Source organism: Massilia sp. Root133 (genome assembly GCF_001426525.1).
Lineage (GTDB): Bacteria > Pseudomonadota > Gammaproteobacteria > Burkholderiales > Burkholderiaceae_D > Telluria > Telluria orientalis.
In genome coordinates, this window is the sequence record NZ_LMEW01000002.1 from 84,025 (window position 1) to 109,961 (window position 25,937).

The 25,937-nt window shown below is 66.5% G+C and carries 23 protein-coding genes; 14 read left to right on the plus strand and 9 right to left on the minus strand.

All coding sequences use genetic code 11. From position 1 onward, the window contains the following. The first annotated feature begins 254 nt into the window (after window positions 1-254). Window positions 255-2,186 carry a TonB-dependent receptor domain-containing protein gene (locus ASD28_RS03110; RefSeq protein WP_082577461.1) on the plus strand — a complete coding sequence of 644 codons (1,932 nt, stop codon included), beginning with the start codon at window positions 255-257 and terminating at the stop codon, window positions 2,184-2,186. A gap of 123 nt (window positions 2,187-2,309) precedes the next feature. Here ASD28_RS03110 and purB read toward each other — a convergent pair whose 3' ends face one another. Continuing rightward, window positions 2,310-3,689 carry an adenylosuccinate lyase gene (purB, locus tag ASD28_RS03115; RefSeq protein ID WP_156403889.1) on the minus strand — a complete coding sequence of 460 codons (1,380 nt, stop codon included), beginning with the start codon at window positions 3,687-3,689 and terminating at the stop codon, window positions 2,310-2,312. Between the two features lie 165 nt (window positions 3,690-3,854). Between purB and ASD28_RS03120 the strand changes: the two genes are divergently transcribed. The 7 genes from ASD28_RS03120 to ASD28_RS03150 all read left to right on the plus strand — a co-directional run bounded on the left by ASD28_RS03120 (window position 3,855) and on the right by ASD28_RS03150 (window position 12,975). Next, on the plus strand, window positions 3,855-4,469 hold the full coding sequence (locus ASD28_RS03120; RefSeq protein WP_056123852.1) for a glutathione S-transferase family protein: 615 nt from the start codon (window positions 3,855-3,857) through the stop codon (window positions 4,467-4,469). Window positions 4,470-4,506: 37 nt separating this feature from the next. Beyond that, entirely contained in the window at window positions 4,507-5,493 is a 987-nt protein-coding gene (locus tag ASD28_RS03125) for a LacI family DNA-binding transcriptional regulator (RefSeq protein ID WP_082577462.1), read from the plus strand. A 223-nt stretch (window positions 5,494-5,716) separates the two neighbouring features. Continuing rightward, a complete protein-coding gene (locus tag ASD28_RS03130; protein WP_056123858.1) occupies window positions 5,717-7,996 on the plus strand; it encodes a TonB-dependent siderophore receptor in 2,280 nt (759 codons plus the stop codon). Window positions 7,997-8,011: 15 nt separating this feature from the next. Then, window positions 8,012-9,766, plus strand: coding sequence for an alpha-amylase family glycosyl hydrolase (locus tag ASD28_RS03135; protein WP_082577471.1), 1,755 nt, complete (start codon window positions 8,012-8,014; stop codon window positions 9,764-9,766). Beyond that, on the plus strand, window positions 9,763-10,707 hold the full coding sequence (locus ASD28_RS03140; protein WP_229412203.1) for a PfkB family carbohydrate kinase: 945 nt from the start codon (window positions 9,763-9,765) through the stop codon (window positions 10,705-10,707). Before ASD28_RS03135 ends, ASD28_RS03140 begins: the two co-directional genes overlap by 4 nt. Beyond that, a complete protein-coding gene (locus ASD28_RS03145) occupies window positions 10,704-12,080 on the plus strand; it encodes an MFS transporter (protein ID WP_056123869.1) in 1,377 nt (458 codons plus the stop codon). Before ASD28_RS03140 ends, ASD28_RS03145 begins: the two co-directional genes overlap by 4 nt. Next, the gene (locus ASD28_RS03150) at window positions 12,031-12,975 is read left to right on the plus strand and encodes a PfkB family carbohydrate kinase (protein ID WP_056123872.1); all 945 of its coding nucleotides are present in this window, start codon (window positions 12,031-12,033) and stop codon (window positions 12,973-12,975) included. The genes ASD28_RS03145 and ASD28_RS03150 overlap by 50 nt, the downstream gene beginning before the upstream one ends. A 137-nt stretch (window positions 12,976-13,112) precedes the next feature. Here the strand turns inward: ASD28_RS03150 and bfr are convergent, their stop codons facing one another. The 3 genes from bfr to ASD28_RS03165 form a co-directional block, all read right to left on the minus strand. Then, a complete protein-coding gene (gene bfr, locus ASD28_RS03155) occupies window positions 13,113-13,583 on the minus strand; it encodes a bacterioferritin (RefSeq protein WP_056123876.1) in 471 nt (156 codons plus the stop codon). An 80-nt stretch (window positions 13,584-13,663) separates the two neighbouring features. Further along, window positions 13,664-14,344 (minus strand): PepSY-associated TM helix domain-containing protein, encoded by a 681-nt coding sequence (locus ASD28_RS03160; protein ID WP_082577463.1) that lies wholly within the window; start codon window positions 14,342-14,344, stop codon window positions 13,664-13,666. Between the two features lie 128 nt (window positions 14,345-14,472). Then, the gene (locus ASD28_RS03165; protein WP_056123882.1) at window positions 14,473-14,691 is read right to left on the minus strand and encodes a bacterioferritin-associated ferredoxin; all 219 of its coding nucleotides are present in this window, start codon (window positions 14,689-14,691) and stop codon (window positions 14,473-14,475) included. A gap of 243 nt (window positions 14,692-14,934) precedes the next feature. Here ASD28_RS03165 and ASD28_RS03170 point away from each other — a divergent pair, with 243 nt between their 5' ends. The 3 genes from ASD28_RS03170 to ASD28_RS03180 are packed head-to-tail and all read left to right on the plus strand — an operon-like array spanning window position 14,935 to window position 17,370. Beyond that, the gene (locus ASD28_RS03170) at window positions 14,935-15,204 is read left to right on the plus strand and encodes a FeoA family protein (protein ID WP_052170598.1); all 270 of its coding nucleotides are present in this window, start codon (window positions 14,935-14,937) and stop codon (window positions 15,202-15,204) included. A gap of 10 nt (window positions 15,205-15,214) precedes the next feature. Further along, a complete protein-coding gene (locus ASD28_RS03175) occupies window positions 15,215-17,107 on the plus strand; it encodes a ferrous iron transporter B (protein WP_056123884.1) in 1,893 nt (630 codons plus the stop codon). A 2-nt stretch (window positions 17,108-17,109) separates the two neighbouring features. Then, the gene (locus ASD28_RS03180) at window positions 17,110-17,370 is read left to right on the plus strand and encodes a DUF6587 family protein (RefSeq protein ID WP_056123887.1); all 261 of its coding nucleotides are present in this window, start codon (window positions 17,110-17,112) and stop codon (window positions 17,368-17,370) included. Window positions 17,371-17,456: 86 nt separating this feature from the next. Here the strand turns inward: ASD28_RS03180 and ASD28_RS03185 are convergent, their stop codons facing one another. The 4 genes from ASD28_RS03185 to ASD28_RS33070 all read right to left on the minus strand — a co-directional run bounded on the left by ASD28_RS03185 (window position 17,457) and on the right by ASD28_RS33070 (window position 23,004). After that, window positions 17,457-18,272 (minus strand): DUF72 domain-containing protein, encoded by an 816-nt coding sequence (locus ASD28_RS03185; protein ID WP_056123890.1) that lies wholly within the window; start codon window positions 18,270-18,272, stop codon window positions 17,457-17,459. A gap of 28 nt (window positions 18,273-18,300) precedes the next feature. After that, entirely contained in the window at window positions 18,301-18,873 is a 573-nt protein-coding gene (locus tag ASD28_RS32380) for a PEP-CTERM sorting domain-containing protein (RefSeq protein WP_056123893.1), read from the minus strand. A gap of 100 nt (window positions 18,874-18,973) precedes the next feature. Then, window positions 18,974-20,908, minus strand: a complete 1,935-nt coding sequence (locus ASD28_RS03195) for a CocE/NonD family hydrolase (RefSeq protein WP_056123895.1) — start codon at window positions 20,906-20,908, stop codon at window positions 18,974-18,976. 179 nt (window positions 20,909-21,087) lie between these two features. Then, a complete protein-coding gene (locus ASD28_RS33070; RefSeq protein WP_056123898.1) occupies window positions 21,088-23,004 on the minus strand; it encodes a methyl-accepting chemotaxis protein in 1,917 nt (638 codons plus the stop codon). Between the two features lie 259 nt (window positions 23,005-23,263). Between ASD28_RS33070 and ASD28_RS03205 the strand changes: the two genes are divergently transcribed. Genes ASD28_RS03205 through ASD28_RS03215 form a run of 3 tightly spaced genes read left to right on the plus strand, consistent with a single transcriptional unit; the run spans window position 23,264 to window position 25,113 of the window. Continuing rightward, the gene (locus ASD28_RS03205) at window positions 23,264-23,932 is read left to right on the plus strand and encodes a glutathione S-transferase (RefSeq protein ID WP_056123901.1); all 669 of its coding nucleotides are present in this window, start codon (window positions 23,264-23,266) and stop codon (window positions 23,930-23,932) included. A gap of 7 nt (window positions 23,933-23,939) precedes the next feature. Next, window positions 23,940-24,716, plus strand: a complete 777-nt coding sequence (locus tag ASD28_RS03210) for a 5'-3' exonuclease H3TH domain-containing protein (RefSeq protein WP_056123905.1) — start codon at window positions 23,940-23,942, stop codon at window positions 24,714-24,716. 13 nt (window positions 24,717-24,729) lie between these two features. Further along, window positions 24,730-25,113, plus strand: coding sequence for a response regulator (locus ASD28_RS03215; RefSeq protein WP_056123907.1), 384 nt, complete (start codon window positions 24,730-24,732; stop codon window positions 25,111-25,113). Between the two features lie 3 nt (window positions 25,114-25,116). On the opposite strand, the gene ASD28_RS03220 is transcribed toward ASD28_RS03215, so the two are convergent. Next, window positions 25,117-25,854, minus strand: a complete 738-nt coding sequence (locus ASD28_RS03220; RefSeq protein WP_056123910.1) for a GAF domain-containing protein — start codon at window positions 25,852-25,854, stop codon at window positions 25,117-25,119. Window positions 25,855-25,937 lie beyond the last annotated feature (83 nt).

Consider the following 25,937-nt stretch of genomic DNA (forward strand, 5'->3'; position numbering starts at 1 on the left):
TCTCCGATGAATTAGTACGAATTAGAACTAAATATTACCAAACTACCCAGCACACTAGCATGAGTTGCGGGTAGCTGTGGATTTGCAATAGGGATACTTTAACGGTTCCAAATATTGCGCGGAAGCTATCCATACGGATAACTTTGTTCAGCCAGTGGGATAATCCGTGGCGCATATGCCATGTCTGCCCATGTGCGCACTGGGCCGCGCATGCGTGAAGGTAAAATGTTAAAAAAATGGATTTATAAAACATAATGACCCACACGCCCGGTCTGCCCCTGTTAGTGGCGGCGCTGATGCTGGCCTTGCCGGCGCATGCCGAGGAAGCGGCGCGTCGCGCCGAGTTCGCCGACCTGTCGATCGAAGAACTGGCCAACATCGACGTCACGTCCGTCTCGCGCCGGCCCGAACGCCTGCAGGACGCGCCGGCCTCCGTGTACGTGATCACGGCGGACGACATCCGCCGTTCGGGCGCCCGCAACCTCGCCGAGGCGCTGAACCTCGCGCCGAACCTGCAGGTCGCGCGCGGCAGCAACGCGAATTATTTCATCTCCGCGCGCGGCATGAACGGCACGAGCAACAGCCCGGCCAACAAGCTGCTCGTGATGATCGACGGCCGCTCGGTCTATTCGCCGCTGTTCTCCGGCATGTTCTGGGACGAGCCGGACGTGATGCTGGAAGACGTCGAGCGGATCGAAGTGATCAGCGGCCCCGGCGGCACGTTATGGGGCGTGAATGCCGTCAACGGCGTCATCAACATCACGACCCGCCACGCGCGCGACACCCAGGGAGATTTCCTCGTGCTGCGCGCCGACGTCGACGGCGCCCTGGCCGCGTTCCGCCACGGCGGCGCGATGGATAGCGGCCACTGGCGCGCCTACGGCAAGGCATTCGGACTGGGGCACAGCGAACTCGCCTCCGGCCGCGCGATCGACGACGACTGGACGCAGGGCCAGGTCGGCTGGCGCGGCGACTGGGAACGGGGCGCGGAGCGGTTCAGCGTCAACGCCAATGCCTGGCGCGGACGCGAGGGCCAGCCGGCGCCCGGCGTCATCGCGGCGCCGGGCGCCGGCACGGGCCTGGACGACATCCGGCTGCACGGCGCCAACGTCACGGGACGCTGGGAACATGTGCTCGACGGCGGCGGCAGCGTGACCGCGCAGGCGTATTACGATTACCGCTACCGCAAGGTGCCGCCCACGTTCACGGACGCCGTCGGCATCCTCGACCTGCAACTGCAGCACGCGCTGCCCGCGCACGGCCGGCACAGCATCGTGTGGGGCGGCGAATACCGCACCAGCCGGGACCGCGTCGACAACAGCCGCTTTGTCGCGTTCCTGCCCGCGCGCGACACGCAGACCTGGGCCAGCCTGTTCGCCCAGGACGAGGTGGCCCTGCGCGACGACCTGAGGGCCACGGCCGGCGTGCGCTGGGAGCGCAATCCGTACACGGGCACGGAATTCCTGCCGAACGTGCGCCTGTCCTGGCGCGCCACGCCGATGCACGCGTTCTGGGCGGCCGTGTCGCGCACCGTGCGCGCGCCGTCGCGGCTGGACGTGGACGCGTACGTGCCCGGTGCGCCGCCCTACCTGCTGGCGGGTGGCCGGGGCGTGCGGACGGAGACCGCGCGCGTGCTCGAACTGGGCTACCGCGGCCAGGCGGGGCAGATCGTGTCGTATTCCGTGACGGCGTTCCGCAACCTGTACGACCATTTGCGCACGCAGGACGTCACGCCTGCCGGGCAGATCGTGTTCGGCAACCTGATGGCAGGCCAGGCGCGCGGCCTGGAGGCGTGGGGCAATGTGCAGATGACGCAGGCGTGGCGCCTGTCGGCCGGTGCGACGCTGCTGCACGAGGAATTCGCGTTGAAGCCGGGCAGCCGCGACGAGGGCAGCCTGATGACGACGGGCCGCGATCCGGCCTGCACGGCCCAGCTGCGTTCCAGCCACGCGATCGACGCGGCGCGCGAACTGGAACTGGCCGTGCGCCGCAACGGCGCGCTGGGATTGCCGAACGTGCCGGCTTACTGGGCCGTCGATGCCCGCTTCGGCTGGCGTTTTGCGCCGGGGATGGAGTTGTCGGTGATCGGGACCAATTTGAACGGCGGCCATGCGGAATATGGCGTGGCGTCCGTGCGGACCGAGGTGCCAAGGACGGTGGGCGTGAAATTCACGTGGGAGAGATAAGCCCGTCGTTCCCGCGCAGGCGGGAACCCAATTTTGTACGAGCTGTCGAGACGCATACAGAACTTGGGCCCCCGCCTGCGCGGGGGCGACGTATCAGTTTTCGCGGCGCTATCCGCGGGAGACTTAGATGGCCTTCGCCAGCTGCGCCGCCAGGCCGGTGTAATTCGCCGGCGTCATGGCCAGCAGCAGGTCCTTGGCATCCTGCGGAATCGCCAGCTTGCCGATGAATTCCTGCAGCGCGTCGCGCGTGATGCCCTTGCCGCGCGTGAGTTCCTTCAGTTGCTCGTACGGGTTCTCGATGCCGTAGCGGCGCATCACGGTCTGCACCGGCTCGGCCAGCACTTCCCAGTTCGCGTCCAGGTCCTGCTCCAGGCGCGCCGGGTTCACTTCCAGCTTGTTCAGGCCGCGCAGGCAGCTGTCGTATGCGAGCAGCGCGTAGCCGAAGCCGACGCCGATATTGCGCAGGACCGTGGAGTCGGTCAGGTCGCGCTGCATGCGCGAGACCGGCAGCTTGTCGGCCATGTGGCGCAGCACGGCGTTGGCCAGGCCCAGGTTGCCTTCCGAGTTCTCGAAGTCGATCGGGTTCACTTTGTGCGGCATGGTCGACGAACCGATCTCGCCGGCCTTCAGCTTCTGCTTGAAGTAGCCGAGCGACACGTACGTCCAGATGTCGCGGTTCAGGTCGAGCAGGATCGTGTTCGTGCGCGAGATCGCGTCGAACAGCTCGGCCATGTAGTCGTGCGGTTCGATCTGGATGGTGTACGGGTTGAACGTCAGGCCCAGGCGCTGTTCGATGACGTTCTTCGAGAACGCCGGCCAGTCGAAGCCCGGATACGCGGACAGGTGCGCGTTGTAGTTGCCGACGGCGCCGTTCATCTTGCCGAGGATTTCCACGTCCGCGATGCGTTTCACGGCGCGTTGCAGGCGGGCGACGACGTTCGCGAATTCCTTGCCGAGCGTGGTCGGGCTCGCGGTCTGGCCGTGCGTGCGCGACAGCATCGGCAGGTCGGCGTTCGTGTGGGCGATCTCGGTCAGCCTGGCGATGACGGCCTGCAGCGACGGCAGCAGCACGCCGTCACGCGCAGCCTTCAGCATCATGCCGTGCGACGTGTTGTTGATGTCTTCCGACGTGCATGCGAAGTGGATGAATTCGGAAGCGGCGACCAGTTCCGGCACGTCCTTCACTTGTTCCTTCAGCCAGTACTCGACGGCTTTCACGTCGTGGTTCGTGACGGCCTCGATGTCCTTGATGCGGGCGGCGTCCGCGTCGGAGAAGTCGGCGGCCAGCTTGTCCAGCAGGGCGGATGCGTCGGCGGAGAACGGTTTCAGTTCGGCGAAGCCGGCCTGCGACAGCGCCTGCAGCCAGGCGATCTCCACTTTCACGCGGTGGTGCATGAAGCCGGCTTCCGACAGGATCGGGCGCAGCTTGTCGGTCTTGGCGGCGTAGCGGCCGTCCAGCGGGGACAGGGCCGACAGGGTCGAGGAGGATGCGGTAGAGGTCATGGGAGGAGGGAGGCGGTGAGTGCAAAAACGCGATTCTACCATCGGCAGGCTGGGGTTGGCCGCTTTGTCAAGTCTCATTTGGCCACCGTTGCGGGCGTTTCGCTGGCGTTTGGCGGGCGATAGGCCGATGTTATACTGTCTGCCAATCCACATGACTGAGCATCTATGAAACTCATCGGTTCCTTCACCAGTGCCTACGTGCGCAAGGCGCGTGTCGTCCTGGCAGAGAAAAAGCTCGACTATCAGTTCGAGCTGGAAAACGTCTGGGCGCCGGAAACGAAGATCGTTGCGTCGAACCCGCTGGGCAAGGTGCCGTGCCTCGTGATGGAAGACGGCAGCACGATGTACGACTCGCGCGTGATCGCGGAATACCTCGACACGCTGACGCCCGTGTGCAAGCTGCTGCCCGCGAACAGCCGCGACCGCGCCAACGTCAAGGTGTGGGAAGCGCTCGCGGACGGCGTGCTGGACGCGGCCGTGCTGGCCTACCTGGAGCGCACGTGGCGCCCGGGCGAGCAGCAGAGCCAGGCCTGGTTCGACCGCCAGATGGGCAAGGTGCACGGCGGTCTTGCCGTGATGTCCGAGAACCTCGGCGAGCAGCCGTTCTGCATGGGGATCCATTACACGCTGGCCGACGTCGCCGTCGGCTGCACGCTCGGCTGGCTGTCGTTCCGCTTCCCGGACATCGACTGGCGCAGCGCGTATCCGAACCTGGCGCGCCTGTTCGACAAGCTGTCGGAACGGCCGTCGTTCAAGGACACCGTCCCGCGCACCCACTGACCGTCGCCCAATGACGACGTCGTCCCGGCGGTTGCAAATGGCCGACATCGCACGCCTCGCGGGCGTGTCGACGTCGACCGTCTCGCGTGCGCTCAGCCACAGCCCCCTCGTCAACCAGGAAACGCGCGACCGCATCCTCGACCTCGCGCGCTCGCTGAACTACACGATCAACATCGGCGCGCAAAACCTGCGGCTGCAGCAGAACCGCACGGTGGCCGTCGTGATTCCGATCGAGCAGGCCACGCGCCAGCAGCTGTCCGACCCGTTCTTCCTGTCGATGCTCGGCAGCCTCGCGGACGCGCTCAGCGACCAGGGCTTCGACATCCTCGTCTCGCGCGTCGATGCCGACCAGGTCGACGCCGCCGCCGCCCCGTTCGACGGCGGCCGCGCCATCGGCGTGATCCTGATCGGCCAGGGCCGCCACCACGCTGAACTCAACAAGATGGCCGCGCGCGGCGTGCCGTTCGTCGTCTGGGGCGCGCAGCTGCCGCAGCAGTTGTACACGACGGTCGGCGGCGACAACGTCACGGGCGGCCGCCTCGCGACGGAACGCCTGCTGGCGCAGGGCCGGCGCCGCATCGCCTTCTTCGGCGACACGAGCCTGCCCGAAGTCGAGCAGCGCTACCGCGGGTACGTCGAAGCGCTGGCCGCGCACGGCCTGTCTCCCGATCCGCAACTGCACGTGGCATCGTCGTTCCTGCCCGAGAGCGGCGGCCAGTCCGTCGCGGAGCTGGCCCGGCGCGGCGTCGCGTACGATGCCCTGTTCGCCAGCAGCGACCTGCTCGCGATGAAATCCATCCACGCCATGCGCGCGCAGGGGAAAGACATCCCGGCCGACGTGGCCGTCGTCGGCTACGACGACATCGAATTATCGAGCTACTTCCACCCGCCGCTCACCACCGTCGCCCAGCCGCGCGACGTGGCCGCGCGCGCGCTCGTCGATGCGCTGCTCGTCCTCGTCGACGGCCGCGGCGCACCCTCCGTCCAGCTTCCCACCGAACTGATCGTCCGCGCCAGCGCCTGACCCGGCGGCGCCCGGCATGCTGCGGCACGCTTGCTGCAAGCTGACTTGCAAACGTTTGCAAAATACATCTCTGATCGCCCTGTCTTGTCGCGAATCCCACATGACAGGCTGATTGCAGCGTTTTAGCAACGTTATTGCAATCGTTTGCAATTTTTCCAGAATAGGGAAATAATGGCCGCGTGCCTGACAAGGTGCCAACAAATCGAATACAAACGGAGGAGACATGGAAGTTCGCATGAAGCACACGGCGCGTGCCGTGGCGCTGGCTTTGCTGCACCTGGGTGCCGCGTCCGCACAGGAAGCCGCCGCGCCGGCGTCGTCGACCGATGGCCTGAAGATGGAGCGCATCGTCGTCACCGGCACGCCGATCGGTTCGAGCAAGATGAAGTCGAGTGTCTCGGTCAGCACGCTGGAAGCGGACGCCATCCAGAACCTCGCGCCGACCAGCGCCGCCGAAGTGCTGCGTTCGATCCCGGGCGTGCGCTCGGAGTCGTCGGGCGGCGAAGGCAATGCCAACATCACCGTGCGCGGCGTGCCCATCTCCGCGGGCGGCGCGCGCTACGTGCAGATGCAGGAAGACGGCTTGCCGGTGCTGCAGTTCGGCGACTTCAACTTCATCACCCCCGACAGCTACATCAAGATCGACGGCACCCTCGACCACGTCGAAGCCGTGCGCGGCGGCTCGGCTTCGACGCTCGCCACCAACTCGCCCGGCGGCATCATCAACTTCATCTCCAAGGACGGTGCGCAGCAGGGCGGCAGCATCGGTCTCACGCGCGGTCTCGATTACGACAGCACGCGCGTCGACTTCGACTACGGCGCGCCGATCTCGGAGCGCGACCGCTTCTTCGTCGGCGGCTTCTACCGCCGCGGCGAAGGCATCCGCAACGCGGCCGGCAAGGACGAGCGGGGCGGCCAGCTGCGCGCGAACTTCACGCACGACTTCGACGGCGGCTACGTGCGCGTCTCGCTCAAGCACCTCGACGACCAGAGCCCGACGGCGCGGCCCGTGCCGGTCCTCGTGGGCAACGGCCACATCTCCGAAATCGCCGGCATCGACCCGCGCTACGCGTCGTTCTATTCGCCGTACTGGGTGCAGGACGTCTCGCTCACCAAGGGCAACGGCCACGTTGCGAGCGACGTCAACGACGGCCTGTCCGTGAAGAGCAATGCGATCGGCCTGGAAGGCTCGTTCGACCTGGGCAACGGCTGGACCGTGACGGACAAGTTCCGCAAGGCGTCCAACAGCGGCCGCTTCGTGGGCGTGTTCCCGGCCGACAGCGGCACGGTGGGCAACTATACCTTCGCGACGGGCCCCGACGCCGGCCAGGCCTACAACGGCCGCGCGTTCAACGCCGTCGTCTTCAACACGTCGATCGACGACGCGGGCAACACGCTGAACGATGCGCGCCTGACCAAGACGTTCAAGATCGACGGCGCGAAGCTGAACGTGACGGCCGGCTGGTACTCGTCGCTGCAGAAGCTGGGCCTGACGTGGAACTTCAACCAGTACCTGATGCAGGCGACCGGAGACGATCCCGCGCTGCTGAAGACGGCAAGCAGCACGCCGGGCTACGTCGGCCCGGCATTCGGCGCCTGCTGCTCGCGCGCGGTGGACGTCGAATACCGCACCAACTCGCCGTACGCGAACATCGGCTGGGAGCAGGGCACCGTCAACGTGGACGCCAGCGTGCGCCGCGACCGCCAGCACGCCGGCGGCAGCGCCAACATCGCCACCAATGCGGCGGCGTACCAGCCGGGCACCGTGCAGCGCGTCGACTACGACATCGGCCACACATCGTATTCGGTGGGCGGCAACTGGAGGATCACGCCGTCGCTGGCACTGTTCGCCCGCACGAGCGAAGGCGTGGCGTTCAACGCCGACCGCATCCTGTTCGGCACCCCGCTGGACGGCAGCGCGCCGATCAGCATCAACACGGTGAAACAGCTGGAAGGCGGCGTGAAATGGCGCAGCGGCGGCCTGTCCACGTTCCTGACGCTGTTCCATGCGAAGACCCGCGAGAGCAACTACGAAGCGACGACGCAGCTGTCGACCGCGAACAGCTACGACGCGAAAGGCGCCGAACTGGAAGCGGCCTATCGCGTGGGCGACTTCCGCGTCACGGGCGGCCTCACCTTGACCAATGCGAAGATCACCGCGACGGCACCGGGCGGCGAAGCCACGATCGGCCACACGCCGCGCCGCCAGGCGCACGCCGTGTACCAGCTCACGCCGAGCTACGACCTGGGCGCGGCCAACTTCGGCCTGGCCGTCGTCGGCACCGGTAAAAGCTGGGGCGACGATGCGAATACGCTGGTCCTGCCCGGCTACACCGTCGTGCATGCGTTCCTGAATTACCAGCTGACGCCGAAGGTGCAGCTGTCCCTGAACGCCAATAACCTGTTCAACCGCATCGGCTATACCGAGATCGAAGGCGACGGCCACGCCGCCCGCTCGATCACGGGGCGCGCCGTGAAGGCCAGCGTCAAGTACGCGTTTTAAGGATCCATGAGCACGATGTCCCATTCCCTGCGCCGCCTGCTCGACGGGCTGCCGCCGGCGCGCCACGCCGACGCGCAGCGCCGTTTCGCGCGCCACGAGGCCGTGCTGGCCGACCGCCTGCACCGCCTGTACGGCCATCTGCCCGGCCACGCCGCCTGGTTCGACAACCTGATGGCCGGGATCGGGGGGCTGATGGCCGCGCGCCCGGCCGCGCTGCAGGCGCTCGACGCCGCCCGCGAGGACGAGCCGCGCTGGTTCTGCGAACCGACGATGCTGGGCTACAGCGCCTACGTCGACCAGTTCGGGAGCGACCTGCGCGGCGTGAAAGAGCGTATTCCGCACCTGCGCGACCTGGGCGTCACGTACCTGCACCTGCTGCCGTTCCTGCGTCCGCGCGCGGGCGAGAGCGACGGCGGGTTTGCCGTGGCCAGCTTCGACGAGGTCGACCCGCGCTTCGGCACGATGGCCGACCTGGAAGACCTGACGGCGGCGCTGCGCGAAGCGGGCATCAGCCTGTGCTCGGACCTGATCCTGAACCATGTGGCCGACGACCATCCGTGGGCGCTGGGCGCCCTGACCGGTGACACCGCCATGCGCGCCTTTTTCCACGTGCTGGACGAAGACAAGGCGCGGGCGTATGAGCGTACGCTGGGCCAGGTGTTCCCGCAGGCGGCGCCCGGCAATTTCACGCATGTCCCGGCGCTGGGCGGCTGGGTGTGGACCACGTTCTATCCGTTCCAGTGGGACCTGAACTACGCCAACCCGGCCGTGTTCGAAGCCGTGGCGGCGGCGCTGCTGCGCCTCGCGAACCGCGGCATCGACGTGTTCCGCCTCGACTCCACCGCGTTCCTGTGGAAGCGCCTCGGCACCGACTGCATGAACCAGCCGGAAGCGCATCTGCTGCTGCAGGCGCTGCGCGCCATCGTCGACATCGCCGCGCCCGGGGTGCTGTTGAAGGCCGAGGCGATCGTGCCGACGCGCGAACTGCCCGCGTACTTCGGCGATACCAAGGCGCCCGAATGCCACCTCGCGTACCACAGCACGCTGATGACGGCCGGCTGGGCCGCGCTGGCCGAGGAAGACGCGGGCCTCGTGCGCGCGGTCGCCGCCGCCACGCCGCCGCTGCCGTCGGGCGCGAGCTGGCTGACCTATGTGCGCTGCCACGACGACATCGGCTGGAAGCACCTGCTGGCTGAAGCGGGCAGTCTCGATCGGCTGGCCGCCGTCGCGCGCACTTACAACGAAGGGCCAGGCGTCGGCTTCCAGGGCGGCCTCGCGACCAACGGCACGGCCGCGGCGCTGAGTGGCGCGGACGGATCCGAGGAAGGCTTGCGGCGCCTGCTGCTCGTGCACGGCCTCGCGTTGTGCTTCGGCGGCCTGCCCGTGCTGTACATGGGCGACGAGCTGGCGATGGCCAACGACGACAGCTACCTCGCCGACCCGGCGAAGGCGCACGACAGCCGCTGGATCCAGCGCGCGCCGTTCGACGAAGCGCGTTACGCGGAGCGTGGCGATATCACGACGCCGGCCGGCCGCGCGTACGCGGGCCTGCGCCGGCTGATCCGGCAGCGCCGCGAGACACCGGACCTCGCGGCCGGGACGCCGTGCACGGTGCTGCCCGCCGGCGATCCGGCCCTGCTGGCGCTGGCGCGCGGCGAGCGCTTCCTGGGCCTCTTCAATTTTTCCGGCCGCGCGTTGACCGTCGACCTGGCCGCGTACGGCCGCGCCGGCACGGTGACGCTGGCGCCGTGGGATCAGGTGTGGCTATGATGACGCAACGTGTAAATGGAACCGTCGCCGTGTTCGGCGAAGCGCTGGTGGACGACTTCGGCGACCGCCAGGTGATCGGCGGCGCGCCGTTCAACGTGGCGCGCCATTTGGCCGCGCTGGGGCAGGATGCCCTGATGCTCACCCGCGTGGGCCTGGACGAGAACGGCGCCCGCATGCGCGCCGAGTTCGAGCGCTTCGGCCTGCCGATGGCCGGGCTGCAGGTCGATGCGGCCTTGCCGACGGGCCGGGTGAGTGTGGAACGCCACGGCGACGGCGGCCACCGCTTCACGATCCTGCCGCACCAGGCTTATGATGCCATCGAGGCGGAGCCCGCGATGGCGGCCATGACGGCCGCCGCGCCCGCGACGCTGTATTTCGGCACGCTGGCCCAGCGCGAGCCGGCATCGCGCGATACGCTGGCGCGGCTGCTGGCGGCGACCGATGCCTGCCGCTACCTGGACCTGAACGTGCGGGAAGGGCAGGTGACGGAGCGCTGCGTGTTCGCATCGCTGCACGCGGCCGACATCGTCAAGGTCAACGAAGAGGAGTTGCAGGATTTGTTCGGCTGGTACACCCACATGCGGCTCCCGACGGACGACATGGCATGCGCCGACGTGCGCCACGCGTGCGCGACCTTGCTGCGCGTGTTCAACCTGACGGGCCTGATCGTGACGCTGGGGCCGCGCGGTGCCGTGTATTTCGGTGCCGACGGTGCGTATCACGCCACGCCGGCACCGTCCGCGCCCGTGCAGCTGGCCGACACGGTGGGTGCCGGCGACGCCTTCTCCGCCGTGTTCCTGCTGGGCCGCGCGCGCGGCTGGGCGCTCGATGCCACGCTTGCCCGCGCCAACGAATTCGCCGGCGCCGTGTGCGGCATCGTCGGCGCCGTCCCGGACGATCATGCGTTCTACCGTCCATTCATCGACCGCTGGGAGCCATGATGGCCAAGCCGCGCATGACGTTCTGGCAGATCGTCAACATGAACATCGGATTCTTCGGTATCCAGTTCAGCTTCGGGCTGCAGCAGAGCAGCATGAGCCCCATCTACAAATACCTCGGCGCCGACGAGGCGAGCCTGCCGTATCTGTGGCTCGCGGGGCCCGTCACGGGCCTGCTCGTGCAGCCGCTGATCGGCGCGATGAGCGACCGCACCGTCAGCCGCTGGGGGAGACGTACGCCATACTTCCTGATCGGCGCGATCCTGTGCAGCCTTGGCCTGCTGGCGATGCCGTACAGCCCGACGTTGTGGATGGCCGCGAGCCTGCTGTGGATCCTCGACTCCGCGAACAACGTCACGATGGAACCGTACCGCGCCTTCGTCAGCGACAAGCTGCCCGCGAGCCAGCACTCGCTCGGCTTCCTCACGCAAAGCGCGTTCACGGGCCTGGGCCAGACGCTGGCCTACCTGACGCCGTCGCTGCTCGTGTGGATCGGCATGGACAAGGATGCCGTCAACGGCAGCCATATCCCGCAGGTCGTCGTCGCGGCATTCCTGATCGGCGCCGTGTGCTCGCTCGTCTCCGTGCTGTGGTCCGTCAAGACGACGCCGGAAGACCCGCTGCCGCCGCACGCGCTGGCGGCGCTGCGCGCGACGCCCGGCGGCTGGCGCCACACGCTGGCGGAGATCGCCGCGGCCGTGCGCGACATGCCGGTGACCATGAAGCAGTTGGCCCTCGTGAAGCTCTTCCAGTGGTACGCGATGTTCTGCTACTGGCAATTCATCACGCTGTCGCTGGCGCGTACCCTGTTCGGCACGAGCGACGCGGCCTCGCCGGGCTTTCGCGACGCGGGTCTCCTCAACGGCCAGATCGGCGCGTTTTACAACTTCATCGCATTCCTCGCCGCGTTCGCGCTGGTGCCGTTCGCGCGGCGTCACGGGCCGCACGTCGTGCACGCCGTGTGCCTGCTACTGGCCGGCGCCGGCATGCTCGCGATCCCGCACATCCACACGCCGGTGCTGCTGCTCGTGCCGATGGTCGGCATCGGCCTCGCGTGGGCCAGCATCATGGGCAATCCGTATGTGATCCTCGCGTCCAGCCTGCCGCCGGAACGCACCGGGGTCTACATGGGGATCTTCAACATGTTCATCGTGATCCCGATGATCATCCAGATCTTCACTTTGCCGCTGTACTACCATAGCTGGCTGGGCGGGAACCCGGAAAACGTGATCCGCCTGGCCGGCGCGCTGCTCGTTTGCGCCGCTTTCGCGATGCGGCTGGTGCGCTACAATGCCCCGGGTACGATCGAACGGACGGAGATGGCGTATGGTGAAGTGGAACGGGATGGCGGTGGTGTTCGGCGAGGTGCTCGTTGAGGAAGGCGCGGGCGCCCCGGTCGTGGGCGGCGCCCCGTTCAATGTGGCGCGCCACCTGGCCGCCTTCATGGCACCGCACCTCTTGATCACCCGCATCGGCGACGACCGCAACGGCGCCGCCGTCCGCGCCGAGTTCGAGCGCTTCGTGATCCCGGAAACGGGCTTGCAGATCGACACGATGGAAGAAACGGGCCGCGCCGTCGTCGAGCGCCAGGGCACCAGTCATCGTCTCACTTTGCTGCCGCGCCAGGCCTACGATTTCATCGACCCGTCGCTGGCCGCCGCGAGCGTTTCCGGCGGCGCGTACGACACCGTGTATTTCGGTACGCTGGCCCAACGCGAAGAACGCTCGCGCCTCGCGCTGGCGGCCGTGCTGGACGCGACGCCGGCGGCCAAGCGCTTCCTCGACCTCAACCTGCGCACGGGCCACGCGACCGAACCGATCGTCACGAAGGCGCTGACGGCGGCCGACATCGTCAAGGTCAACGAGGAGGAATTGCAGGCGCTGTTCCAGTGGTATTTCCAGATCGGCCCGAACGACGCGGCGCTGTCGACCGAAGAAGTGCACGCGGCCTGCCGCGCGCTGATGGACCGCTTTTCGCTGGAAGCACTGATCGTGACCCTGGGCCACCGCGGTTCCGTGTACTTCGGCGCGGACGGCAGCTACGTCGCCACCCGCGACAACCCGGCGCCGCCGTTCGTGATCGACACGACGGGCGCGGGCGACGCCTTCGCCGCCATCTTCATGCTGGGCCGCGCGCGCGGCTGGCCGCTGGAGCTCATCCTGGCGCGCGCCAACGAATTCGCCGGCGCGATCTGTGCGGTCAGCGGGGCGGTGCCTGCCGACATGGGTTTCTATGACAAGTGGGTCGCACGCTGGCGCGAGGCATCTTAAAAAGGAACCTCGAGAAACCGTCGCGAGCGGAAGCAATGTTGGCCGAGAAGCGCAGCCGTACTTACGGTACGGCCGGTCCGCCGTAGCGGAGCATCGGAGGCCAACAGTGCGACGCGCAGCAGGTTTATCGACGTTCCTTATTCGCCCATCTGCGATTGCAGGTAATTCTGGATGCCGACCTTGACGATGAGGTCGAGCTGCGTCTCCAGCCACTCGATGTGTTCCTCGGTGTCTTCGAGAATCTCCAGCAGCAGGTCGCGCGACACGTAGTCGTGCGCGATCTCGGCGGCGGCGATGCCTTCCTTGACCGTGACCTGGGCCGCGCGTTCCAGCTTCAGGTCGCATTCCAGCATCTCCTGTACCGATTCGCCGATCAGCAGCTTGTGCAGCGCCTGCAGGTTCGGCAATCCGTCGAGCATCAGGATGCGGTCGATCAGGCGGTCGGCATGCTTCATCTCGCCGATCGATTCGTCGTATTCTTTCTTGCCCAGCTTGTCGAAGCCCCAGTGCCTGTACATGCGGGCATGCAGGAAATACTGGTTGACTGCGGTGAGCTCGTTGGTCAGCTGAGCGTTGAGCAGCCTGATGATGTTGGGATCGCCCTTCATGGATTGCCTTTTCGTGCGGTTGTCGTCATAGCATCATAGCAAACCATGAGGCGGGCGGGCAGGGCATATGATGGAGGAGGTCATATCGCCGCCAGTGCCAGGCCGCCCGCCGCCAGCAGCGACACGGCCCCGATCACGATGCCCACCGTGCGCCGCCGGTTGGTGAGCGACCACAGCACGACGCCGGACAGCGACAGCAGGATGATGGAACCGGCCAGCGTGTCCACGAGCAGGATCCATGCGGCACTCATGCCCACGCCCTTGTGCAGGTTGACGAGGGTGCCGAACACATTGTTCTCGGCGCGTTTGACGGTGACATAGCTGTTGCCGACCCAATACTCGGCCTGGACATTGCCCGACGGTGAAGTAAAACTGGCGCTCCAGCGCGCGGGCTGGATCAGGGACTTGTCGCCCCACGCGACGGGGCGCGCCGCCTCGGCTGTTACGCGTCCGGGCTCAGGCTCCAGCCGCAACGAGCGCTTGAGCCAGGTCGCCAGCGCCTGCGGACTGCCGGGTGACGGACTGGGCAAGGGAACCTGGACCGTGGACGCCTGCGCCTGGACGGCGGGAATTTTCATCACGGCACGGTGGTTGAGGAGGATGCCAGTGCTGCCGAACAACAGGCCGAGCACGGCGCCCCATAGACCTATCCAGCCATGCGTCTTGCGCAGCCATTTGACCATGACGGCGCGGCGCGACGGCTGCGGGGGCGGCTGGACCGTAAAGGGCGCTTGGGGTGGGCGGAACGGGATTACGGGCATGGGAGTGAAATCCGGATGCGTCGGAAGTCACATATTACCAAGACCGGGTCGTGCATGGTCGGGTGCACGTACCGATTTTGCATGGCAATATCGGGCGCCGCGGCGGCCTGCGCGGGAAGGTGCGTGGATCAGGCGACGAGCCCGTCGGCCGGCGCACGGCGCAGCTCGGTGACGACAGTCTTGCTTTCCAGGTGTTCGTGCATCACTTCGCGCGCATAGCTGACGCATTTGCCGCAGCAGGTGCCGACGCCCAGTTCCTTGTACAGGTCGGCCATCGACGTGAGGCCGAGGTCGACCGCCTGGCGGATTTCGCGGTCGGAGATGTTATTGCAGACACAGACGATCATGGACGGTTCCGGTGGTGGATGCATCACAGGCCGTTGCTACTTGGTCTATAATGCGAATCATTCTCATTACCCTTCGTATTCTGCTCAAGTTGGATCGCGAATGCAAGCGTTTTTGTTGCGTTGTTGCGTTAAATGAAGGCTGAGAGATCGGAAGTAGACAAACCGCAAATAGAAATAATTCGCATTTAGGTTTATGATGTACCCAACCGTAAAAGCATCGCATCACTACCCGGAAGCGACACCATGACTCTTGCTCCTACCCTGACCACGCTCGACAGCCTCAAGGCCGGCCAGAGCGGCACCGTGATCCATCTCGCGCCGAACGCGGTCGGCAGCCGCGACGGCGGTATCGACGTGTCGCGCCGCCTGATGGAACTGGGTTTCGTGCCGGGCGAGCGCATCCGCATGCTCAAGCGCGGCCTGCCCGGCGGTCCGCTGGCGGTCAAGGTCGGCCAGTCGACGTTCGCCCTGCGCCGCTTCGAGGCGGCGCTGGTCTCGATCCAGCCGGAGTAATGGAACCAATATGGGAGCAGTAGATCAGCAGGTCCAGGCGGCCGCAAAAACGCCGCTCATCGCCCTGCTGGGTAATCCGAACTGTGGCAAGACCGCCTTGTTCAACCGCCTGACCGGCGCGCGCCAGAAGGTCGCGAACTACGCCGGCGTCACCATCGAACGCAAGGAAGGCAGCTTCACGCTGCCGGGTGGCCGCGCATTGCGCGTGCTCGACCTGCCGGGCGCCTACAGCCTGAACGCCCACACGCCCGACGAAGCGATCACGCGCGACGTCGTCGCCGGCCTGCGCGCCGGCGAGCAGACGCCGGATGCCGTCGTCTGCGTCGTCAACGCGACGAATTTGCGCCTGAACCTGCGCCTCGTCCTCGAGATCAAGCGCCTGGGCCTGCCGATGGTGCTGGCGCTGAACATGGTCGACGTGGCGAGGAAGCGCGGCATCGAGATCGACACGGCGCGCCTGTCGAAAGAGCTGGGCATGCCCGTCATCGAGACCGTGGCCATCCAGGCAGGCGGCGAGAAGGGCCTGCTGGCGGCACTGGAAGCCATGCCGTTCGACCTGCAGATCAAGCCGAACCCGCTGTCGGCCATCGACGCCGTCCCGGTCGAGGAAACGCAGCGCGAGGTGCGCCGCATCATCGACGCGACGGTCGGCTTCGACAACGACAAGGGCAATCTGAGCGAGCAGATCGACCACGTCGTGCTGCACCCTGTGATCGGCCCCGTCATCCTGGCGGCCACGATGTTCCTGATTTTCCAGGCCGTGTTCAGCTGGGCCGCCGTGCCGATGGACCTGATCAAGAACGGCGTCGACGCCATCGGCCAGTGGGTCGGCGGCGCCATGGCCGATGGCCCGCTGCGCAGCCTGATCGTCGAGGGTATCCTGGGCGGCGTCGGCAGCGTGCTCGTGTTCCTGCCGCAGATTTTGATCCTGTTCTTCTTCATCCTCGTGCTGGAGGATTGCGGCTACCTGCCGCGCGCCGCGTTCCTGCTCGACCGCATGATGGGCGGCGTCGGCCTCTCGGGCCGCGCGTTCATCCCGTTGCTGTCGTCGTTCGCCTGCGCGATTCCCGGCGTGATGGCCGCGCGCACGATCCAGAATCCGCGCGACCGCCTCGTCACGATCATGATCGCGCCGTTGATGACGTGTTCCGCGCGCCTGCCCGTGTACGCGCTCGTGATCGCCGCGTTCATCCCGAACCGCGAACTGACCGCCGGCATCAACCTGCAGGGCATGGTGTTGTTCCTGCTGTACGCGGCCGGCATCATCAGCGCGATGGCCGTCGCTTATGTATTCAAACGCACGATGGGCGCCAAGGGCCACCAGCCGCTGATGCTGGAACTGCCCGCCTACCACTGGCCGCACCTGAACAACCTGGCGTTGGGCCTGTGGGAACGCGCGCGCATCTTCATCACCCGCGTGGGCACCGTGATCCTCACCCTGATGGTGCTCGTCTGGTTCCTGTCCAGCTTCCCGGGCGCACCGGAAGGCGCGACGCATCCGCCGATCTACTACAGCATCGCGGGCATGCTGGGCCGCGCATTGGCCGTCGTGTTCGAACCGATCGGCTTCGGCTGGCAGATCTGCATCGCGCTCGTGCCGGGCATGGCCGCGCGCGAAGTGGCCGTCGGCGCGCTGGGCACGGTGTACGCGTTGTCGGGCGGCGGCGACGACGTGGCCAGCTCGCTGACGCCGATCATCGCCGCATCGTGGAGCCTGCCGACGGCGTTGTCGCTGCTTGCGTGGTATGTGTTCGCGCCGCAGTGCCTGTCGACGTTGTCCGTCGTGCGCCGCGAGACGGGCAGCGTGCGCTACGCGCTGCTGATGGCCGGCTACATGTTCGCGCTCGCGTACACGGCCTCGTTCCTGACCTTCCACATCGCACGGTCCGTGCTGGGGAGCTGATCATGCTGCAATACCTGATCGTCGCAGTCATCGTCGCCTTCGCTGCGCTGTATGCGGCGGTCAAGTACCTGCCCAAGGCGTGGCGCGAAAAGCTCGTCTACAAGCTGTCGGGCGGCACCGGGAAGGGGCGTTTCGTGAAGTGGCTCGGCACGGATTCGAGCTGCGGCAGCGGGTGCGATACGTGCGGCACGTGCGAGACCGAGCCGCTGCCCGAGAAGGATGCGAAAGGGCGCAAGATCATCCAGGTGCACGTCCAGCGCTAAAACCCCGTCGCCCCGCGAAGGCGGGAGGCCAACTTTGTATGCGTCGACGCAAGTACTTGGATTCCCGCCTGCGCGGGAACGACGGTTCATGCCGTCCCAAGAATTCCCATCAACCGCTTCGCATCGAACGGCGCCCTGACCTTGATGTCGTTGTCGAAGTAGCAGTACACATCCCCATTCTCCGCCCAGGCGCGGATGCGCGCGGCCCAGCGTTCCAGCGATGCGTCCTCGTACCCGCTCGCATACAGCTCGTGCTCGCCGTGCAGGCGGATGTAGACGAAGTCCGCCGTCACGTCATCGACCTCCAGCCATTTGCCGGCCGTATCGGCCACCACCAGCGCCACGTTGTACTTGCGCAGCAGCGCGAGGAAGGCCGGGTCGCGGAAGCTCTCGTGCCGCACTTCGACGGCGTGGCGCAGCGGGCGCACGGCGTCGATTTCCAGCAGCGCGCGGCCTGCCAGCTTGTCGTCGTGGGTGCGCGCGATGGCGAGCGCCTGGCCCGTGTCGTGCGGCAGCAGGGACAGGAAGTGCTCGACCTTGTCCGCGTCGAAGCGCAGCTGCGGCGGGAACTGCCACAGGAAGGGACCGAGCTTCTCGCGCAGCGCGAACACGCCGGAGGCGAGCACGTTGGCGAGCGGCGTCTCGATGCCGCGCAGCTTGAGCATGTGGGTGAGGAAGCGGTTGCCCTTCACGGCGAAGATGAAACCGGGCGGCGTTGCGTCGTACCACGCCGCGTAGCTGGATGGGCGCTGCAGCGAATAAAAGGAACCGTTGATCTCGATGGTGGGCAGGAAGCGCGATGCGTAATCCAGTTCGCGCGCCTGCGCGAGGCCGGGCGGATAAAACACCCCGCGCCATGGTTCGTAACGCCAGCCCGAGATGCCGATGTAGATTGCGCCCATGTCCCCAGTCTAGGGCAAACCGCGGAAATCAGGCGCGCCGGCGGCGCCACAATCCGATGCCGCCCACGCCCGCCAGCAGCATCGCCCATGTGGGCGCTTCCGGCACGGCCGGCACCGATTCCGTGCCGGGCAGGGCGGCCGACATCGTGAATGTCGTACCGTCCGTCCAGAGCAGGTGGTGTTCCGAACCGCCGTACGGGTTGAACTGGTAGTCGTAGACCATCTGCCCCGTCGTGACGAAATGGCCGCCGCCGTAGAGACCTTCGGGATCGCTGGAATACTCGCTGACGCCGAACGACAGGCCGCTCTCCGCGGAGAAGCGGAAGCTGTCGGCGTCGCAGTGGTAATAGGTATTGCTGTCCGCGGCGCAGGCCACGTAGTCCTTCGCATCGACCAGCAGCGACGTCAGCTCGCCCCGCTCGAGGACCCCGTCGCCGTTGGCATCGACGCCGGTGAACGAACCGTCGATGCGCAGGCCGGGCAGGAAGGCGGCGGCTTCCTGGTCGTAGAAGCCGGTGTAGCTGAAGGCCCAGTGGGACGTCTGGGCGTGGGCGAGTGTGCTGGCCAGCAGCAGGGCGCCGGCGGTGGCGATGAATTTCATTGGCAGGACCTCGTGGAGCGACAAGGGACAGCCTACCTTTCCGTCCACGAAAGTCCTACGGATTTAACATATGTGTCGCCGCTCAGCCACAGTGCATGAATTACTTCCCGGCTTGCACCACCGGCAGCTCGATCGCGCTCTCCAGTCCGGGCGCGTGATAGACGCGTTGCGTCGCCTTGCGATAATCGCCCGGCTTGGCGTAGAAGATGTTCGGCACGAACGTCTGCGGGTTGCGGTCGTACAGCGGGAACCAGCTGGACTGGATCTGCACCATGATGCGGTGGCCCGGCAGGAACACGTGGTCGACGTTCGGCAGCGCGAAGCGATAGCGCTCGGCCTTGTTCGCGGGGATCGCGGCCGGCTTGTCCAGGCCCTGGTAGTAGCGGCCGCGGAAGATGTCCATCGCGATCGGCAGCTGGTAGCCGCCCATTTCCGGCTGCGCCGCGACTTCGTCCGGGTACACGTCGATCAGCTTGACGACCCAGTCGCTGTCCGTGCCCGACGTCGACGCGTACAGGTCGACCATCGGCTGGCCGGCCAGCTGCAGCGGGGCGGTGAGCGGAGCGGTCGTGTAGGTCAGCACGTCGGGGCGATCCGAATAGCTGCGCTGGTCCGTCACGAGCCACGGCTTCCACACGTTGGCGTCGTTCAGGTGCACGGGACGGGGCACGAACGGCACCGGCTTCGCCGGATCGGACACGTATTCGTCGAACGCGGCCGTCTTGTCGGCCTTGCCCTGCGCCTTCTCGAACGCGAGGCCGAAGCCCGGCTTCAGGTACAGCGGCGTTGCGGCCGGCACGAGCGGCCACTGGTCGAGACGGCGCCAGCGATTGACGCCGGTCTGGTACGACCACACGGGCGGCGTGTCGAACGCGGGCGCGCCATCCTTCAGGTACTGGTTGAAGAACGGGAGCATGACTTCACGGCGGAATTCGCGCGCGGTGTCGCCCGTGAATTTCAGCGCGCCCAAGGTCGAGCCTTCGTAGTTGACGCCACTGTGGCGCCACGGGCCCACCACCAGCGAATTCAGTTTATTGGTCTTGTCCTGCGGCTCGACGGCGGCATAGGTTGCGTAGGCGCCGTAGATGTCTTCCTGGTCCCAGCGGCCGACGACGGTCATCGTCGGCACGGCCAGCGGACGCCTGGCGAGGATCTTGTCCAGCGCCTGCTCCTGCCAGTAGTTGTCGTAGGCCGGATGCTCGAACAGCTTCTTCGTGAAGTTCAGCTGGTCGACACCGTAGAGGTGCGCGAAGTCGGACGTGGAGCCCGCGCGCAGCCATGCGTCGTAGTCGTCGTTGATGCCGGTGACGATCTTCTCGCCTTCGCCGCGCGCCGCGTTCTGGCTGGCGATGTAGGCGAGGTTCGGGTTGCGGAACGCGCCGTTGTGGAACCAGTCGTCGCCGCGCCAGCCGTCGACCATGGGGCTCATCGGCACGGCGGCCTTCAGCGCCGGGTGCGGGTCGACGAGGGCCATCAGCACGGTAAAACCTTCGTAGGACGAGCCGACCATGCCGACCTTGCCGTTCGATTGCGGGATATTCTTGATCAGCCAGTCGATCGTGTCGTACGCGTCGGTCGTGTGGTCGACTTGTGTGTTGTTCAGCGGGCCGCGCACGGGGCGCGTCATCACGTAGTCGCCTTCCGAGCCGTACTTGCCGCGCACATCCTGGAATACGCGGATGTAGCCGTTCTCGATGAAGGCGTCGTCACCGTCGCCGAGAATCGACGTGATGTGCGGGCTCTTCATGCGGCCCGCGCGGCCCGAGGCGTTGTACGGCGTGCGCGTCAGCATGATCGGCGCCTTGCCATCCATGATGCTCTTCGGGATCACGATCACGGTATGCAGCTTGACGCCGTCGCGCATCGGGATCATGACGTCCTGCTTGACGTAGTCGGCGTTCGGGACCGTCGTCTCGAATTTTCCGGCCGGGATATCCGGCGCCATCGGTGACGTCTGGGCGTGCGCGGCGCTGGCGAAGGCGGCAGCAAGCACGAGGGAAAGGACGGACAGGGACGGCAGGCGGTAACGCGGCATCGGATTGGTCTCCACGGGACGGTTGAGTGAGCAATCTTGGATAAAGATTGCAACCGAGCATGGTACCGAACCGTGGAAAAGTCTGCAAACGCGCCACCAAAACACCGGGGTCAGAGCCCTGTTTTTGGAAATTTCCCAAAAACGGGCTCTGACCCCGGTTTAAAGAAATGGTCTGGGGATCAGGCGGGCAGGAGCTTGCGGCCTGCCGGTGTCGCGACGGCCGGCGTGCTTGCGGCCAGCTTGAAGGTGCTGACGACGGCATCCAGTTCGCGCGCCTGTTCCTGCAGCGCGGCTGCGGCGGCGGCGGCTTCTTCGACGAGGGCCGCGTTCTGCTGCGTCGCGTCGTCCATCTGCGCGATCGCCTGGTTGACCTGCGCGATGCCCAGGCTCTGTTCCTGGCTGGACGCCGCGATGTCGCGCATCAGGACTTCCGCACGGCGCACCGACGTGACGATCGCTTCCATCGCGTGGCCCGCGCCGTCGGCCAGCGTGCTGCCCGCGTCGACCTTGGCGACCGAGTCCAGGATCAGCTGGCGGATCTCTTTCGATGCCGCCGCCGAGCGCTGCGCCAAGGTGCGCACCTCGCCCGCGACGACGGCGAAGCCGCGGCCCTGTTCGCCCGCGCGCGCGGCCTCCACGGCCGCGTTCAGCGCGAGGATATTGGTCTGGAAGGCGATGCCGTCGATGACGCCGATGATCTCGGCAATCTTGCGCGAGCTTTCCGTGATGGCGCCCATCGTGCGCACGACTTCCGCCACGACGGCGCCGCCTTTCTCGGCCGACTGCGCCGTCTCGGACACGAGGCGGTTCGCTTCCATCGCGTTATCCGCGTTGTGGCGCACGGTGGTCGTCAGTTCTTCCATCGCGGCCGCCGTCTCTTCGATGCTCGACGCCTGCGCTTCCGTGCGCGCCGACAGGTCCAGGTTGCCGCGTGCGATTTCCTCGGTGGCGTCGGCGATCACATGGCTGCTGTCGCGCACCTTGCCGATCGTGCCGCTCAGCGAGCCGACGAAGCGGTTGAACGCCTGCGCCAACTTGCCGACTTCGTCCTCGCCGTCCGCCTGCAGACGGCGGCTCAGGTCACCTTCACCGTCGGCGATCTCGCCCAGCATGCCGGCCGCACCCATCACCGGCGCCGAGATGGCGCCCGCGACGAACCAGATCGCGGCGAGACCGACGGCACCGCCGACGAGGGCGGCAACGATGGCGGACACCGCGGCCGTCTGTCCGATGTTACCGAGCACTTCGGCCTCCGGCACCTCGGCCACGACGTACAGGTTCAGCTCCGGCACATACGACGAGGCGACGAACTGGCGGCCCGCCGGCGCGTCGTAGCGGCTCGAGGCGAATGCCTGCTTGCCCAGCAGAGAACGTACGAGTTCGGGCGTGAAGCCGGGCTGCTTGTCGAGGGTGTGGTGGCCGTCGAGCAGGCTGCGGTCGCGGTGGACCAGCAGCGTGCCGTCGTTGCTCACCAGGTAGACGTAGCCGGATTTGCCGAGGCGGTAGCTGCGGATGCTGTTCGCCAGCGCTTCGGCGGACAGGCCCAGTCCGGCGATCGCCAGCTTGCCGCCCGGCGTCTGCACGCGCGAGTCGATGAACAGCGTGTAGACGCCCGTGGTGCCATCCTTGTCCAGGTTGAGCGAATAGGACACACCGCTGTCCAGGAATTTCTTGAACCACGCATCCTTGTCCGACTGCTTGTCGATCGTGCGGTCGAACCCTTTTTCGGTGAAGTATTTCGACGTCGTGTCCGATACCCAGAACACGGTGGCCGCGTGGTTGGCCTCGAACAGGCGCTTGGACTGCGCGGTCCACGCGGCGAGGCCGTCGTCCGGATTGCCGGCGTCTTCCCACGCCTGCAGGAACGTGTTGTTCGCCAGCGTCTGCGAGATCGCGGCCGGTTCCGCGATCTGGCGCTGGATGTCGTTGCGGATGGCGCCGACCTGGGCCGGCAATTCATGGTCGACGACGCGCTCGCGCATCTGCGCGCTCGTCATCGAAATGGACAAGGTGGAGGAAATGGCGATGAAGACGAGCAGGCACACGCCCATGCTGAGCATGAGCTTGCTGCGGATGCCGAGTTGACGAAAGTTCATGAGCGTGAATTGATTTGTGGAAAGTCACATGGAGTGTAATCAGGGAAGCGTTGGATGAAGCCCGTCATTCGTGAACTTCGTCAAATTACATGCCTTGACGCGGCATCTCTACAACGTTCTTTTATAGTCTTGTAAATGGTCAGGGAGCTGATCTTTCCAGACATATATGGGCTATCTTCCCTGGAGTATGTTGTCGGTTTGCTTCTGGTCGGCACGCAAGAATGCTAAGCTACCGCCTTTCCCATCCTGGTACACGCTGATGATCGTCGTCCATCACCTGAACAACTCGCGCTCCCAGCGCATCCTGTGGCTGCTGGAAGAACTGGGCCTGGACTACGAGATCAGGAAATACCAGCGCGATCCGAAGACGATGCTGGCGCCGCCCGAACTGCGCGCCGTGCACCCGCTCGGCAAGTCGCCCGTGATCCAGGATGGCGACACGATCGTGGCCGAATCGGGCGCGATCGTCGAATACCTCGTCGACCGCTACGCCCCCGCATTGGCACCGAAGCCCGGCACGCCCGAGCGGCTGCGCTACACGTATTTCCTGCACTACGCGGAAGGCTCGGCGATGCCGCCGCTGCTGTTGAAACTCGTATTCGACCAGGTGGAGAAAAGCCCGGCGCCGTTCTTCGTGCGTCCGATCGCCAAGGCCATCGCGAACAAGGTCAAGAGCAGCTACGTGCTGCCGCAGATCCGCCAGCACCTGGCGTACCTGGAGGGAGAATTAAGCACGCGCACGTGGTTCGCGGGCGACGCGTTTTCCGCCGCCGACATCCAGATCAGCTTTCCGCTGGAAGCGGCAGCCGCGCGCGGCGGATTGGATGGACAATATGCGAACCTTGTCGCCTTCCTCGACAGGATCCACGCGCGCCCGGCCTACCGGCGTGCCCTGGAACGGGGCGGACAATACGATTTTGTGAAGTAAGAGATACATGGCGAAGCTGCTGGCCATCGACGGCCTGAACATCGTGCGGCGCGTATACGAGGCGAGTCCCGAACCGGACTCCGACCTCAAGGCGAGCATCGCCCTGCGCCACGCGTTCTCGTCGTTCCGCAACCTGCTCGAAGCGCACGCGCCCACGCACGTGCTGGCCGCGTTCGACTACGGCGGCCCCACATGGCGGCACGCGCTGTATCCGCGCTACCGCGAAGGCCGGGCGCCCATGCCGGGCGTGCTGCGCGAGGCGCTGCCGGAATTCCACGACCGTCTGCGCAGCGTCGGCCTGCACGTGCTGATGCTGCCCGAGGTCGAGGCCGACGACGTCATCGGCACGGGCGTGATGCGCTGGCTGGCGGAGGGGCGTGGCGATGCCGTCGTCGCCACCACCGACAAGGACTTGCACCCGCTGATCGCGCACGGCGCGCTCGTGTGGGATCATTTCAAGGGAGAGTGGCACGACGATGCCTGGGTGCGCAACAAGTTCGGCGTCGCGCCCGAACGCCTGCACGACCTGCTGGCGCTGATGGGCGACCCGACGGACGGCGTGCCGGGCGTGTCGAAGATCGGCATGAAGACGGCGGCGCGGCTGCTGGGCGCGTACGGCGACCTGGACGCCGTCATGGCCGGCGCCGGCATCCTCAAGACGCCGCTGGGCGAACGCCTGCGCGCGGAACGCGAGATCCTCGAGGTGTCGCGCAAGCTGGTGCAACTGAAGACCGACGTGCGGCTGGGCGTCACGTGGAACATGCTGGCCTACGAGTCAGACTGAAGAAAGGAAATCGATGCTCAAGGCGATCATCGTCGACGGTAGCGCCGTCGCGCGCGGCCTCCTCAACACGGTGCTGACGGACGGCGGCTACGACGTGGCCGGCCAGGCCCATACGGCGGCGGCCGGATTCGCGCTCGCGCTCAGGCACCAGCCGCACATCTTCTGCATCGCGCGCGAACAGTTCGAGGATGGCCGGGAAGCCGTCGACCAGCTGCGCGCGCAACTGCCCAAGACGCTGATCTTCATGGTCTCCGGCTCGCTCGACGCGCCCGCCATCCAGGCCGCGGTCGCGGCCGGCGTGCACGGCTTCATCGTCAAGCCGTTCAAGGCCGACACGGTGCTGCGCACGATCCGCAATACCGTCATCTCCATCGTCAAGAAGCACCGCGGGCCTTGACCTTCAGGTTCGGCGCCGCAGCTCCTCCACGGCGATGGCCGCCAATTCCTGCAATGCCTTGATCTCGCGCGCGCGCAGGCGGCGCGGCTCGCGGTCCAGCACGCACAGCGTGCCGAGCGCATGGCCGCCCGCATCGACCAGCGGCACGCCGGCGTAGAAGCGCACGCGCAGCGGTCCCGTGACGAGCGGGTTGGCGGCAAAGCGCGCATCGCGCGACGCATCTTCCACCATCAACGGTTCTTCCTGCACGATCGCATGGCTGCAGAAGGCCCAGTCGCGCGGCGTTTCCGCGAGGTCGACGCCGGTGCGCGCCTTGAACCACTGGCGGCGCGACGTCAGCACCGTGACCAGCGCCATCGGGCAATCCGTCACCTGCGTTGCCAGCCACGTCAGGCGGTCGAATACGGGCTCCGGCGCCGAGTCCACCAGGCCGCTCGCCGCGACGGCGGCCAGGCGTGCCTTTTCGTCCGGCGGCACAGGATGTCCCGGCGCGTGACCGGGGCGAAATTCGGGATCGGTGGCCGGCCCGGCCCGGGGCGGCGCTTGCCCGGCCTTGGCGGACAGCAGGCGCGTCACGGCGGACAGGCGCACGCGCCGGTGGCCGCCCGGCGTCTTCCACGAGGGCAGGGCGCCGCTCTCCAGCCAAAGCTGGGTCGTGCTGACGGCCACGCCGAGCAGGCGCGCGGCGGCGGCGGTGGTGAGGACGGGATCGTCGGAATCGTCGATGCGGGGTGTCGGCATGGTCACGGCATTCTACTTGCATATGTGTCATTCATCAACAAAATTGACGGATTTGAGTTGTTGCTTTGCTAGATATCCGGCAA